The 13208-nt window shown below is 43.0% G+C and carries 12 protein-coding genes and 1 pseudogene; 3 read left to right on the top strand and 10 right to left on the bottom strand.

Features of this window, described 5'->3' with window-relative positions:
• Positions 1–2: 2 nt before the first annotated feature.
• The 5 genes from DXD25_RS01835 to DXD25_RS01855 all read right to left on the bottom strand — a co-directional run bounded on the left by DXD25_RS01835 (position 3) and on the right by DXD25_RS01855 (position 6709).
• Positions 3–692, bottom strand: a complete 690-nt coding sequence (locus DXD25_RS01835; RefSeq protein ID WP_117661550.1) for a queuosine precursor transporter — start codon at positions 690–692, stop codon at positions 3–5.
• A gap of 280 nt (positions 693–972) precedes the next feature.
• Positions 973–1380: an Hsp20/alpha crystallin family protein gene (locus DXD25_RS01840; RefSeq protein ID WP_089543473.1), complete on the bottom strand. Its 408-nt coding sequence runs from the start codon at positions 1378–1380 to the stop codon at positions 973–975.
• A 200-nt stretch (positions 1381–1580) separates the two neighbouring features.
• Complete coding sequence (locus tag DXD25_RS01845; protein ID WP_117661521.1) at positions 1581–3791, bottom strand: hypothetical protein; 2211 nt, start codon at positions 3789–3791, stop codon at positions 1581–1583.
• Positions 3792–3794: 3 nt separating this feature from the next.
• Positions 3795–4187, bottom strand: coding sequence for a hypothetical protein (locus tag DXD25_RS01850; protein ID WP_117661522.1), 393 nt, complete (start codon positions 4185–4187; stop codon positions 3795–3797).
• Positions 4188–4462: 275 nt separating this feature from the next.
• On the bottom strand, positions 4463–6709 hold the full coding sequence (locus DXD25_RS01855) for an inorganic phosphate transporter (RefSeq protein WP_117661523.1): 2247 nt from the start codon (positions 6707–6709) through the stop codon (positions 4463–4465).
• A 238-nt stretch (positions 6710–6947) separates the two neighbouring features.
• On the opposite strand from DXD25_RS01855, the gene DXD25_RS01860 reads away from it, so the two are divergent.
• Positions 6948–7184, top strand: a complete 237-nt coding sequence (locus tag DXD25_RS01860; RefSeq protein ID WP_117661524.1) for an OmpA family protein — start codon at positions 6948–6950, stop codon at positions 7182–7184.
• Here DXD25_RS01860 and DXD25_RS01865 read toward each other — a convergent pair.
• Genes DXD25_RS01865 through DXD25_RS01875 form a run of 3 tightly spaced genes read right to left on the bottom strand, consistent with a single transcriptional unit; the run spans position 7137 to position 9478 of the window.
• Positions 7137–7778 carry a hypothetical protein gene (locus DXD25_RS01865; protein WP_117661525.1) on the bottom strand — a complete coding sequence of 214 codons (642 nt, stop codon included), beginning with the start codon at positions 7776–7778 and terminating at the stop codon, positions 7137–7139. The genes DXD25_RS01860 and DXD25_RS01865 overlap by 48 nt on opposite strands.
• A gap of 6 nt (positions 7779–7784) precedes the next feature.
• Positions 7785–8762, bottom strand: coding sequence for a nucleotidyl transferase AbiEii/AbiGii toxin family protein (locus tag DXD25_RS01870; RefSeq protein ID WP_117661526.1), 978 nt, complete (start codon positions 8760–8762; stop codon positions 7785–7787).
• Positions 8759–9478, bottom strand: a complete 720-nt coding sequence (locus tag DXD25_RS01875) for a DUF6088 family protein (RefSeq protein ID WP_117661527.1) — start codon at positions 9476–9478, stop codon at positions 8759–8761. Before DXD25_RS01875 ends, DXD25_RS01870 begins: the two co-directional genes overlap by 4 nt.
• Before the next feature lie 325 nt (positions 9479–9803).
• Here DXD25_RS01875 and DXD25_RS01885 point away from each other — a divergent pair, with 325 nt between their 5' ends.
• Positions 9804–10535 (top strand): HAD family hydrolase, encoded by a 732-nt coding sequence (locus DXD25_RS01885; protein WP_117661529.1) that lies wholly within the window; start codon positions 9804–9806, stop codon positions 10533–10535.
• Positions 10536–10800: 265 nt separating this feature from the next.
• On the top strand, positions 10801–12249 hold the full coding sequence (locus DXD25_RS01890; RefSeq protein WP_117661530.1) for an ATP-binding protein: 1449 nt from the start codon (positions 10801–10803) through the stop codon (positions 12247–12249).
• 62 nt (positions 12250–12311) lie between these two features.
• On the opposite strand, the gene DXD25_RS01895 is transcribed toward DXD25_RS01890, so the two are convergent.
• Both DXD25_RS01895 and DXD25_RS17075 read right to left on the bottom strand, forming a co-directional pair.
• Positions 12312–12614 carry a hypothetical protein gene (locus DXD25_RS01895; protein WP_147327818.1) on the bottom strand — a complete coding sequence of 101 codons (303 nt, stop codon included), beginning with the start codon at positions 12612–12614 and terminating at the stop codon, positions 12312–12314.
• Positions 12615–12655: 41 nt separating this feature from the next.
• Positions 12656–13208: pseudogene (locus DXD25_RS17075) on the bottom strand (hypothetical protein); the annotation flags it as partial.

The following is a 13208-nucleotide window of genomic DNA, read 5'->3' on the forward strand; positions in this document are numbered from 1 at the left end:
CTTTAAATCGATCCTAACTTGAAGATGTTGTAGGAGATGTTGTTGTCATACACATCCTCGCCCTCGTGTTTCTTAATCGCATTGACCACACGGATGGTGATAGGCAGCACGATGATTTCATACACGGTCTTCAGTACCACCTGCCAGAGCATCAGCCAAGGCAATTCTGAGGTTGGAACGATTCCGCCCAGGGCAAGAGGGAAGAAGATAAGGCTGTCGCAACTTTCGCCAGCTACCGTACTCCAGATGGCACGGGCTGAGAAATGCTTGCCGCCATCTCGAATCTTCATCACGCTCATTACGTAGGCATTGGCAAAGGAACCTACAATGAATGCCACGAAGGAGGCAGCTGCAATGCGGGGAGCCAGACCGAAGATGGCATGGAAGCCGGCATCGTTGGTCCAGTAGGGAGCGGCTGGTATCCAGTCGCAGATGGCACCCAGGGTTACGAAGAAGAAGTTCATGGCGAAGCCGGTCCAGATGAGGAGACGGGCTTTCTGGTAGCCCCATACTTCGCATACCACATCATTGATGATGTAACTTACCGGGAACACGATCAGACCGCCGGTCAATGAGATGGGACCAACGGCGATTTGCTTTGTTTCGAGCACGTTTGCCGCAATGAGACAAACGCAGAAGAGGATGCTGAAAAGCATGAACAGCACACTCACTTGAGTTGTTTTCTTTTCCATTTTCTTGTTTTTTACGAGGTTTACCAAGCACTCGGATTATACTAACTTTTTATTTCGGGCTGCAAAATTACAACATTTCTCTCTAACTGCCAAATCTTTACCCGTTTTTTTGCATAAAAAAAGCCCCAAGTACTATCACTAGCACTTAGGGCGATATGTATTAACTAAACCTAACTTATCTAACAATTAAACCTAACTAAACAATCTAACCTAAACTAAACAATCTATTCAACCAAAACCTAACTAAACAATCTGCTTATGAAAAACTAACCAAAAACACTTATCCTATTGAAATCTGGCGTGCAATCTTCTGCTCTTCCTGCTGCATCTTAGGCAACTGGATGGTGAGCACACCGTCAGCTACGCTGGCAGAAATCTTCTCCTTGTTGACATCGTCTGGGAGAATCAGGGTCTGCTCAAACTTAGCGTATGAGAACTCGCGACGTAGATAAACGTGCTCCTCCTGCTCAGGCTGATGCTTGTTCTCCATCTTGATGTGGAGATCGCCATTCTCATTGAGATTTACCTCAAAGTCGTCCTTGCGCATTCCTGGAGCTGCAAGTTCTACTGTATATTTTGTCAAAGACTCCTTGACGTTGATAGCTGGGGCTGTAGTATTAGCCTTCTGCATATTACCTTCGTTGAAGAGTCCGTTAAATACCTCTGGTATCCAAGAATTTCTGTACATCATAATCTTAACCTCCGATTCTATTTTTATTTATTATTATTCGTTATTATTTAATGTTGTGTAGCGAATTACTGATCCGCTTACACTTCCTCTTTTGCAATCCCCGTACCAAAGTGTAAACTTCTGCCAAAACGTCAGTGGAGGGTGTCAAATTGTCTTTCAGAACATTCTTGAAAGAAAGATGGACTGATTCATTGCAACTACTTCTTGACTTCTATTTCTTTGACGAAAGAATTTATTCTTCTGTCGGGGGATATGACGTCAATTAGCACCTTGTATTTTCCTTCTGCTTGTGGCAGCTTGATTTCGTGTTTTTTTGTAGGCACGGAAATGCCAAGTGGCTGAATCGTTATACCGTTTGATGAGATTTCCTCTTTCTTTATCAGATAGCGCATTTTTACATCAAAAAGCCCTAGTGGGGCATCATGATACAAGGCGTATGGTTTTCCTGGTCTCACTAACTCGACGGATTCTATATCAGTAGCAGGGATGGTGAGAAAGTCGGAAATATTATAATTTATTTTTAGTCCATTAATGACCAAAGCTATGTTGCTGAAAACTACGGCATCTCCATTTTGGGTTAGGCGAGCAGGACGAATGTGGTCATACCTTTTGCTCTTCCACGATATACAATTATTGTCGGAAGAAACACTTACTAAATTGGTATATATAATAATGTCTTTTAATGTCTGGAGATTGGGCTTTTTCTCTAAGAAGTTTCTGTCGAAGTATTCAAATGGGTTTCTGTTCTTGACCCATTCATATTGCTTTTTGTTTGCAGCTCGGCGAGCAATTACTACTTCATCAAGATTGTATGTCTTGGTGGAGTCTAATCTGGTATGGTAGGAAGCCAAAGTATTGGAATTGCTTGTCTCCTCAGCATACGATGAGTAGGTTTCAGGTTGTTGGATGGGTGGAAAAGCATAATCGTCAAGTTTATATAGATAATTGCCTGTTTCTCCTTTCTTGCTATATGCTTGCATATAGAGTTTTGTGCCATCCGCATAGTCTTTTAACTGAGCGTCAAAGTGACCATTTGCGTCTGTTTTTGTAATTGTTGCGTCTTGGTTTGCTGTGTTGTAAATCTGTACACTGGCTTCTTGCAAAGGATGATGGTCTTGCGATATAGTACCTGATACCACAAGCCCAGCCTCTATTGGAAAGGGATAAGTGATGGAGTCTTCTTTCAGAATATCTATTCCAATCATAGATTGTTTGGCAGAGAGAAGCCAAGAAGACAAGTCTTTTCTTCTGTTTTTTTCATCTTCTTCATTGTAATATGGTGGAAAGGGGAGGGACGATGAAAGCTCGTTGGTAAAATTCAACATAGCATAGGAACTAATGCTTTGAGAATCCCATGCAGGTACTATGCGGACGAAAGTTTGGCTGCCTGGAACTGTATCATTCAGGCAGAATGATAATTTCTCGTTCATGCGAAAAACTGATTTCATTTCTAGTTCGGTAGCATCCTTGATGTCGGAAGTCCACAGTACTTTTTGGGCAATAGGAATTTGTTGCTCATCTGTAAGCCAAATGGTAAGAACTCCAGGCGTGCATCCTGTCATATCGGCAACGGCTAGCCCCTTGTCTATGCTCATTTCTTTTAGTCCAAAGCTATTGTGGTAGATAAACAGATGTAAAGGAGTGTTGCTGCTTTCTTGATTCTCGGATAGAATACGACAAACAAGTCTGTTTTTGTGAATAGTGGTTTGAATGGTTGGGATTCGTTCTGTACTTGGAATTTTGAACGACTGCTTGTTTTGGGGAGTTTGCAAGGTGTAATTGGCGTTTTTTTCTGGGGTGAAGGCAGCTATGCTCAAACCGGAATGAGAAGTCTTTCCATTGTAAATGGTGTCAACTCCATTCTTTAAGATCCAATAGTTGGTTTCTATAGGTTGGTTGATAGTATTGCAAAGATAAATGCTAATATTTTGGCTATGGTTGTTGACCAAATGCCCTCCCTCAGGGAAGAATGAAGCCTTTATGGTATGATTGTCTGTTGATATAACTGGGCGACTTCCTACATATAGTGGAACTGTCGGATAATAGGTGTTTTTGCGGTTGCGCATGAATTGGGTGTAACCTCTTAGGTAATATTTCCCATTTTCTTTTATTGCTCCTAAAGGCATTGTTGCGTAAAAACAGCCTTTGTCATTGCATCTTACTTTTTGCCTTGAAACTAACTTGCTGTCTTTGTCGAATAATTCGAGATAGACATATCTGCTATAAGGATAGAAGTCAGAGTAGTCTGTGGAGAGTATTTGCCCGATTATTTCTACTGTGTCATTTTTGTCGTAGTAAACATGGGTAGGAGTCAAGAATATACGTTCCGACACAAGTATCTTGTTCTGTGCCATCATCTGAATGAGCACAGAACAAAGAAATATGATTGTAAAAACTGTCTTCTTCATCGCTTAAAATGTTATTCTTATGGTGTAGGAAAATGCTTGTGGCAGATAGAAATCTTCATGTCCTGGTTTTGGCCATGAGCCACCTATGTGTGAAATACCATCATAAAAGTTAATGATAAAATCTACATATTTCTCTGGATATTTTCTGACAATAAACCATTTGAAATCTTCGTTTGTGATTGAAAACTCTAGATGGTTATCTTTGACTTCAACGTCATAGGCAAAGGGACAACTAAAGTTTTCTATATGTCCACTTTTCTGTATAGTCTTATTATATGTGAAGGGGGCTCCACTTGTAATGTCGTAAAAGACAACTTCGTCAGGCACAGTTGATGATTGTGCTTGTATAGTGATAGTAGAAAAAATGCATAATAAAAAAATGATAATCTGTTTCATAATCGTTTTGTATTTGTTTGTTATTATTCACAAATTTACAAATAAAATGCTTATTGAACAAAATAATTTGTATTCTTTAGTTAATTTTAACCTGTATTTTGTGTTTGGCAACAAAGTCTTACCATTCCTTTCTTTAACTACAAAGAGGGCGTGTCATAAGTCCTGATTATGGCAACCGAGGACGGGCTGAAAGGGCAGAAGCGCACCTAGCCCAGGGCGTATTGGATGTGACTTATGACACACCTTCTTGAATAATAGTGGCGTATTCTTTATGCTTACTTCTCCATAAACTTCTTGGCTGCTCTGAGCTGGTGTCTCATCACGCTCAGGAACTCCTGGCTCTCCTGAAGTACATTCAGGTAAACCAGCGAAATCTGCATCAGGGAATTATCTGAAAGATGCTGGATGCGGTCGATATGCTTCTTGCGAAGTACGCTGAGCTCATCCTTGCAGGCATCTGCCTCGGCGAGAATCTCGTGGTAGTTCTCGTAGCGGCTGGTCTCAATCTGCTCGCAGCTCATACGCATCAGGTCGTTGATCTTCTGGCGTACAGGAGCAAACTCCTTGGTGTATTCTGCAGGGAGTGGATTGAAGTTGTTGTCCACGTGCTCCTTGATTGGGTCGAGCATACGGCGCAGAGAGTAGATAAACTGCTGGTTGCTGTTGGCACCCAGATGGAACCAGGTGTTGCGCTCGATGGCAATCTCCATAGGTGATTTCTTCAAACCGAGCATCTCCTGGCGACGGTACTTCTTCAGCATATCCTGCTCCTTCTTCAAGTCCTTGTTGGCATGACGGAGATTCTTAGGATTCTCGTTGGCAAGACCATCCATAATCTGGTTGAACTCGTTGAGTGCAAAGTGGCAGACAAAACTCTGGGTGCGAGATACCTGGCGACGAAGCAAATCCCATACAATCTCAGGATCGTGTGAACGCATCATCAACTGGAAGGTGCTGCCCTTGCTCTCTTCCTTAGCCTTCTTGTTGTACTGGATGTTGCTGCGGATGAGCAGGAAGATAACCAATGCCATGAAGCAGCTCTGGATTCCAACACCGCCGAAGTGCATGATGAGGCAGACGATAGCGCAGGCTGCGAAAGCTACACCGGCTGTGATGAACCATCCACCAATCACACTCAATACACCTGTAACACGGAACACGGCACTCTCACGGCTCCAGGCTCTATCTGCGAGTGAAGAACCCATTGCTACCATAAAGGTTACGTATGTAGTGGAGAGTGGCAACTTCAGGTTGGTACCGATGGTGATGAGCATACTTGCCAATACCAGGTTTACGGCTGCACGAACCACGTCGAAGGCAGCACTCTCTTCCAGCTCTACATCGTTCTTGTCGAATCGTCTGTTAATCCAGTTCATCAAAGACTTTGGCATAAACTGCTTCAACCAAGAATCTGTAGCCTGGCAGTTGCGGACGATGACGCGGGCTGCAGAAGAGCTTCCGAACATCTCGTCACCCTCGTCCTGACGGCTCAAATCCACTGAAGTCTTGATTACGTTCTGAGCCTTCTTGGAAGTTGCCATGGCGATGATCATTACGGCACCGGCAGCGAGAAGATAAACTGGAGTAGTCTTGGCGCTATCCATCAGAGAAGTCATCATAAACTGGTCTGGAGTTGCGCCATTGCCATTTGCCATATAGTCCTGATAAGAAGAAAGACCTGCGAGAGGCACACCGATGAAGTTCACCAGGTCGTTGCCGGCGAAAGCCATAGCCAGGGCGAAAGTACCCATCAATACGGTAAACTTGAAGATGTTGATGCGGCAGAGATGCAGGAACTCCATCACGATGGCTGAACCCACGAAGGTAATGCAGAGCAGCAAACCGAGGTTCTGGTCGATATAATCGCGCCACTCAGCTGGCAGGTAAGGACTCTTGCCCAAGCCCTTCATGAAGATGAAGTAAGAGAGGGCTGTGAAGGCGATACCACCGAAGATGGCAATGCTGTAGCGTGAATGCTTGCGATAGTTGAAGGTGAAGATGATGCGGGAAAGCCACATCACGAAGGCTCCGAACACGAAGGCGATGATGACAGATGAAAAGATACCCATGATTACCTCCAATGCCTTGTTACTGTTCAGCAAGACGCCGTAGTTGAGGCTATCGTCGCCGTACATCTTCAATGTAGCGAGGATAAAGGCACCTCCCAGGAGCTCGAACACCAGCGAAACGGTGGTTGATGTTGGCATACCCAGTGTGTTAAACACATCCAGGATGATCACATCCGTCACCATCACGGCTAGAAAGAGCGTCATCACTTCCTCGAACGTGAAGTGATCTGGACTCATGATGCCATGTCGGGCGATATCCATCATTCCCGATGACATAATGGCACCCAGTACCACACCGCAGGATGCGATGATCAGCACAGTGCGAAACTTAGCCACCTTAGCTCCGATGGCAGATTGCAGGAAGTTGACAGCATCGTTGCTGACTCCCACGAAGAGATCAAACACTGCCAGACAGAGCAGGAAGATCACGATACAAAGATAAATCGTACTCATATATTTTATTAATGTTTATATACCTTATTATATAGGGGCTTGTCTCAACATAGCTAGATACATTTCTCCCCTTGCTTTTCCGGGTGCAAAGGTACGAGTACGATGTTACAGGTGATTTAAACAGGTGTTACAATATTGTTAAGATGTTGTTGTGCTGGCGAGGTATAGATAATATGTTTTTCGTGAAAATTGATTTGTAAGGGTGAAAAGTCAATATCTTTAGTCTAAAATCGTAAAAATGAAAGAATTTATCCACAAAGATAAAGAAATTTCCGTTGTTGGTGCTGCCGACAGTGCCACAGGAAACGATGGCATCAACAATTCTCTCAGCAAGTCAAGAGCGGATTATATCACGCAACAGCTTATGGTAAGAGGCATTGACAAGTCCATGATAATATCAAAAAGCGAGGGTGGTATTGATGAGTATTCACCAATTGCAGCCAACCGTCATACGGTGGTTAGATTGTTTGTTTGATAGTAAAGTATCATTCATACGATAAAAATGGATAATCTGTAAAACAATGATTATCAAAAGAAAGAGTCCATTCGTGATGAATGGGCTCTTTCTGCTATTGGTTATTCTGTTATTTTCAAGTCGCAATATCTTGTTTATGACAGCGACAACTTGCTCTTGAATGTAAGCTTTGAACATCGTGTCATCCTTTATGGCAAAGCCCAACTGTTCATATACTACAGTATTGACAGAACTTCTGAGTAGTTTTAGTTTGTCGTTTACTGGTATCTGTCGATGGGCTTGCCAATAGAGCGTAACTTCATCTTGCACTATCGCTTTCAACACCATTTTCTGTTCACGGCTGAGTTTTTTGAAGGTCTTGGTTTCTCGTTCTTCGTTGTTGCCATATAAAACGGAAGCGATATATTCATCTGCGTCAGCAATTTCAAACTCATTATCCCCGAAAGGCAAGTCCAAAACTTTCTTGTTACCTTTCTTTATCTCACCCATGCACTCCTTACAGATGTGTTGGGCATGACCTTTTCCAGAAAATGATTCATTCGACTTGTATTCACCACAAATCTTACAGTAATGTCCTCTATGCTTCTTTGCCATGACAGTTTATTTTATCAAATACGAAATCAACTGCTCCATGCTATTTTCGATACTTTCAATAGTTGGTATATCTTTGTAGGCAAGGTCTGGAAGTTCTTTTGCATAGACGTTGCTTAACGCTGACCATACATTATGTAGGTCACAGATGATTGGAGAATCCATGATGTCTTTGTTTTGCCATCCTTCAGGCTTGTCGAATCTCTGTTGGTCTTGTGCAAACAAGTTGTTGAAGTCCGATTTGAAAGCATCGCTTTTCAGATATTTCTGTGTCTCTGCATCATTCAATAGAAAATGCAAATCATAGAAATGGCGTATCTTGGCTGTCAATTCCGGCAAGTAGTTGTCGGCTAAGGAACAGCGAAGCAATGATACCAGCTTCTCTGTCAATGTCCTACGCCTGTCGAGAACATTCACCTCGAAAGGTTGCATATCATATTCCTCTATCAAGTTCTCGTTGCCTGTCTTTTGCAAGAACTCAGTCAAGAAGCTTTGCAGTTTACATTTCTGAAAAGGATATGGATTGGCAAAGGAATTGATTTCAACAAGCAACTGTCCTGCCTTGATAGCACCTACTTGTAATGTATCAATAGCTCTTGGATAAGAATAGTATGCCTTGTGATAGTGAGATCCCTTGCTCGTAAAACCAGGCATATCTATTTCCTGCAGACCTTCCGTCATGTTTTTGGCAGTTCTCTTGATCAGCATCTTCAATTGGTTGCCGCTGAGCGTCCATGCCTCAGAGATAGCTATATCTATGTCTTCTGAGAATCGACTTCCGATACCGTATGCTTTTGTAAGACTTGTTCCTCCTTTGAAAATGGCACGATTCTCCTTGTCGTTCGCAGCCATCAATGACAGCGAGCGACAAATCCAATAGTCCTTCTCAATGAAAATGCTCTTGATGCCAAGTCCTCCAACTTCTACGGGTTGTGATGCAGCTTGCAAGGCATCAGAGAACAATTCCCAGTTTTCATGTAATCTCATATGATGTTCCAGTTTTTTTTGTTTGATAATACTTTGTCGGAGATTGGCAACTTGTAACTGGTCACTCCATTCAATGTTTTGCTGATGATTTCCGTTTCAAGTTCCATGTTCTCGTAGATGGCTCCAAGCAAAGCTCTTACATAAGGTGTGTATGCCAAGGATAGTTCCGCCAATTCTTGCTTCTGATTCTTTGAAAGAGCATTGATCGCTTTGCAAATATTCATCACACATTCATCTGGTGAAGTGGCAGGAATGTCCTTTATAAGGCGCAGAGCATCCAATATTCTAAGTAATGGAATGTTGCTTGATGTTATGGCGTTCTCTTGTAACAAGAAAGATATTTTGACGCCATTCCTTGTGATAGGTCTCCTATATTTATTTGTGCCGACAAGGATAGATGAGCTTATCTGTGTTGTCAGCCCCATGGATGCAAATGCGGCTGTCCCGGTAATGTAACCTACAATTTTGCCATTTTGCTCCAGAAAGTCCTTTACAAGTTCAGAATCTGCAGGTTTTAGATTTCCAAAGATGGTCTTCTTCGGAATATAGTATTTTCCCTTTGCTATCTTTTGTAGCTCGCCTTGGAGTACAAGACGGTTGAGAGCTTTGGCGAGTGCTGGCTGATACCGCATCTCCACCCCAAAGTCTCTTGTTGTCAATACAACCCCAGCAGGGGTGGATGACAATTTCTCCTTTATCAGTCTTGCTATAACCATGTTTTCTCCTTTTTTTCGAGTGCAAAGTTAATAAAAGTCTTGTTTTTCACGCAATAAACTTGACTTTTATATGTTTCTTTAACCATTTTCATGCTATAATCCTCCCATACCCCTTCATCTTCCCTTGTTTTTTTTCCTCTTAAAATACTGTAACTACTCATGCCCATAGAGGGGCTGAGTAGTTTGCAGGGTATTTCATATTGTTGCTTTATTTGAATTTTGGGCAAAGTTACGAAAAATATTGGTATATGCAAAAGAAAGCAGAATAAATTGTTTTCCTTTTCAGATAAAAACATTAACTTTGCAACTAAAAGAAATGAAAAGTATGGAAAAACTGAAAGATATCAGGGCGATAGCCTTCGATGCCGACGATACGCTCTGGGCATTGCAGAATTACTTCGAGGATGTAGAGCATGAATATTGCGAGCTTCTTTCTGCTTATGGCAAGGAGAAGGAGATTTCTGCAGCCCTCTTTGAAACGGAGAGTCGGAATATGGCAGACTTGGGATATGGCTGCAAGGCTTTCACCCTTTCGCTGGTAGAAAATGCCATCAGGGTGAGTCATGGTAAGGTAGAGGCGAATGTCATTGCTCAGATTCTGGATCTTGGCAAGAGTCTCCTGCATCTTGATGCCAAACCGCTGGAAGGTGTTGAGGCTACCCTTGCCAGCATCCGTGAAATGAGAGTAGGGCAGGAGGATGGTCCTTCCGGTGAAAGAAGATACAAGCTAGCTGTCTTTACCAAGGGAGAACTGATGGATCAGGAGAATAAGTTGTGGCGTTCGGGGCTGCAGCGCTATTTTGATGTGGTAAGTATCGTGAGCGATAAGAAGCCCGAGGCTTACCGCCGTCTTTGCAGGGAGATGGAAGTGAAGCCCGAAGAGCTTCTTATGGTGGGCAACAGCTTTAAGAGCGATATTGCGCCGGCATTGAAAATCGGAGCCTCTGCCGTCCATATCCCTTTCCATACTACCTGGGCGCACGAAAAGATAGAGGAGTTTGAACATCCCAACCTCCGCCGCATCTCCCGCTTTGCGCAGCTGCTGGACATCCTGTAGCTTCCTTGGGGCAAGTTTCGCACAGATAATCTGCGCTAACGTGCTTTTTTCATACCATTAGCGCAGATTATCCACGAATAATTTGCGCTAATGGGGATTTTTTTATATCTTTGCAGAAGATAAGCTGCACTCGGCAATTTGAAAGCAAGCTTTCATTGCGCTCGCTTGCATTATCTTTGCAGAAGATAAGCTGCACTCGGCAATTTGAAAGCAAGCTTTCATTGCGCTCGCTTGCATTATCTTTGCGCAGAAAATAACGAAAGATATGGAACAGAGACTAATAGGAAGAGAAGCAGAACTCAAACTGCTCAATGAATATATAAACTCCGATAAATCAGAGTTTATCGCCGTCTATGGAAGACGACGTGTAGGCAAGACTTTTCTCATCAGAAAAGCCGTAGAGGATCATTTTGCCTTCTTCATGACAGGAATGAACGGAGTTGCCAAAGGCGAACAGCTTGTCAACTTCAGCATTGCCCTGCAAAAATATACCCACTCCACCACTCTGCAGACGTTCAAGAGCTGGCTGCTGGCATTCTATGCCTTGTCACAATACATAGAAACACTTCCGGAAGGCAAGAAAGTAATATTCATCGATGAATTGCCATGGATGGATACCGCCAAATCGGGATTCATACCAGCACTGGAAAACTTCTGGAACAGTTGGGCTGTACTGCGCAACGACATCAAACTCATCGTTTGCGGATCAGCCACATCCTGGATGATCAACAACCTGATTCGCAACCGTGGTGGCTTGCATAACCGACTGACCCATCATCTGATCGTAAAACCATTCACTCTGCACGAATGCGAAGAATACTTCAAGGCTTACCACTTCGGCTACAGCCGAAAACAGATAGCAGAATGCTATATGGTTATGGGTGGAATACCTTATTATCTGTCTATGATGGATAAATCGAAAAGTCTGGCACAGAACATCGACCAGCTGTTTTTCGCAGACAATGCAGAACTGAAAGATGAATTCAACGACTTATACAGAGCTTTGTTTAAGAAATCAGCCGACCATATCGCCGTGGTTACTGCCCTTGCTACCAAAGGAATGGGTATGACCCGACAGGAACTGGTCAAAGCATCGGGAGGAAAAGATAACGGAGCCTTCTCTACTGTACTGGAAGAATTGGAACAATGCGGATTCATCCGTCTGTATGAACCATTCAGCACTACCAACAAGATGACTTCCGACATTCGCCAAAAGCGAAACACCTTATTTCAGTTAGTAGATTTCTATACGCTCTTCTACTTCCGGTTCATCAGACATAACAAGTATCAGGATTCCAGTTTCTGGTCATCCTCCCAGAACAGTCAGCTATACCATACTTGGGCAGGACTGTCGTTTGAGATGCTTTGTCTAAACCATATAGACAAAATCAAGCATGCCCTGGGAATTTCGGGAGTACAGACCTTGGTTTGCTCATGGCGAAGCAGCAACACAGAAAAGGGAGCTCAAATAGACTTGCTGATAGACCGGAAAGATGAAACCATCAACATCTGTGAGATGAAATTCTACAAGAGCGAATTCGAAATCAGCAAGGAATATGAGGAGAAATTGCAGGAGAAACTTCGTATCTTCACTGAAGAGACGAAGACTTCCAAATCGCTTCTCCTCACATTGATTACTTTTTTCGGATTGAAGCAGAACAAACATAGCGACATCGTACAGAAACAGATTACAATGAATGATTTGTTTATTTAAAAGATAGCCCTAAAAAGGGCAGGGTGTGGCTCATGCCACACCCCACCTCAAAACTCCCACACTTACTTCTTCCCCTTCGGTGCCTTACTGAATTTATACATCAAATGCACCATCGCATAGCTTGGCAGGGTGTTGTCCCATTTCTCAGTCTTGCCCTGGCCGCCCACCTCATACACGGTGCTCGAGAGATTCTGAAGAATATCAAAGGCCTCTGCCTTCAGCGTCAGCTTGCCTTTGCAGAACGAACGGGCTAGCGAGGCGTTCCATACCAGATCACTGGTGTTAAACGATTTCTCGCTGTAACCACGCCTGCAATATTCCTTCAGGTCGGTAGAGAGAGAAATCTCCAGGAGTTCTGCCTGCATCTGAGGATTTAGAGGGAAGCTAGTATACTCTGTAACGTACACTACGACTTAAGCTGCCTCAATTGTTCTTCTGTCAATCCAGTTATCTGCATAATCTGAGGCCAAGACATACCAATTGCCAACAAGTTACGGGCTACAGTCAAACCTTTGGACAATTCACCTTCAGCACGTCCTTCTGCTCTACCTTCCACACGTCCTTTAGCAATACCCTTTTCCTCGCCTTCAACATACGAGCCATAAAGACCGGAGTAGTAATCATCAACAGCCTTAATACTTTCATCGTATTTTTCTTGCTCCTCACTACTCAAGCAACGAACATCCGCCAATTTAGCTAGATGATTGAATATCTTCTTCTGTTCCGCTGAAGGCAAATTTTTAAATATTTCTTCCATATACTTCAACACATAAATCCATTTTTTATCTGCTGCGAAGATACGCTTTTTTATTGAAACAGCCAAGAATTTCTGGGATTTTCTTTCAAAAAGAAGGAAAGGAAAAGGTATGGAGAGAGAAAAAGATGAAGATGAGGGTGTATCATAAGTCCACGCCCCTTTCCTATATATAATAAGGATAAGAGAGGGCGAAAAAGCAAGT

The organism is Prevotella sp. TF12-30 (assembly GCF_003436715.1).
In the GTDB taxonomy this organism is placed as follows: Bacteria; Bacteroidota; Bacteroidia; order Bacteroidales; family Bacteroidaceae; genus Prevotella; species Prevotella copri_A.

Excerpts from the sequence above, each read along its gene's own strand:
- DXD25_RS01855 (WP_117661523.1), bottom strand. The coding sequence starts at position 6,709 with ATGAGTACGATTTATCTTTGTATCGTGATCTTCCTGCTCTGTCTGGCA.
- DXD25_RS01895 (WP_147327818.1), bottom strand. The coding sequence starts at position 12,614 with ATGCAGGCAGAACTCCTGGAGATTTCTCTCTCTACCGACCTGAAGGAA.
- DXD25_RS01840 (WP_089543473.1), bottom strand. The coding sequence starts at position 1,380 with ATGTACAGAAATTCTTGGATACCAGAGGTATTTAACGGACTCTTCAAC.
- DXD25_RS01890 (WP_117661530.1), top strand. The coding sequence starts at position 10,801 with ATGGAACAGAGACTAATAGGAAGAGAAGCAGAACTCAAACTGCTCAAT.
- DXD25_RS01885 (WP_117661529.1), top strand. The coding sequence starts at position 9,804 with ATGGAAAAACTGAAAGATATCAGGGCGATAGCCTTCGATGCCGACGAT.
- DXD25_RS01870 (WP_117661526.1), bottom strand. The coding sequence starts at position 8,762 with ATGAGATTACATGAAAACTGGGAATTGTTCTCTGATGCCTTGCAAGCT.
- DXD25_RS01845 (WP_117661521.1), bottom strand. The coding sequence starts at position 3,791 with ATGAAGAAGACAGTTTTTACAATCATATTTCTTTGTTCTGTGCTCATT.
- DXD25_RS01865 (WP_117661525.1), bottom strand. The coding sequence starts at position 7,778 with ATGGCAAAGAAGCATAGAGGACATTACTGTAAGATTTGTGGTGAATAC.
- DXD25_RS01860 (WP_117661524.1), top strand. The coding sequence starts at position 6,948 with ATGAAAGAATTTATCCACAAAGATAAAGAAATTTCCGTTGTTGGTGCT.
- DXD25_RS01875 (WP_117661527.1), bottom strand. The coding sequence starts at position 9,478 with ATGGTTATAGCAAGACTGATAAAGGAGAAATTGTCATCCACCCCTGCT.
- DXD25_RS01835 (WP_117661550.1), bottom strand. The coding sequence starts at position 692 with ATGGAAAAGAAAACAACTCAAGTGAGTGTGCTGTTCATGCTTTTCAGC.
- DXD25_RS01850 (WP_117661522.1), bottom strand. The coding sequence starts at position 4,187 with ATGAAACAGATTATCATTTTTTTATTATGCATTTTTTCTACTATCACT.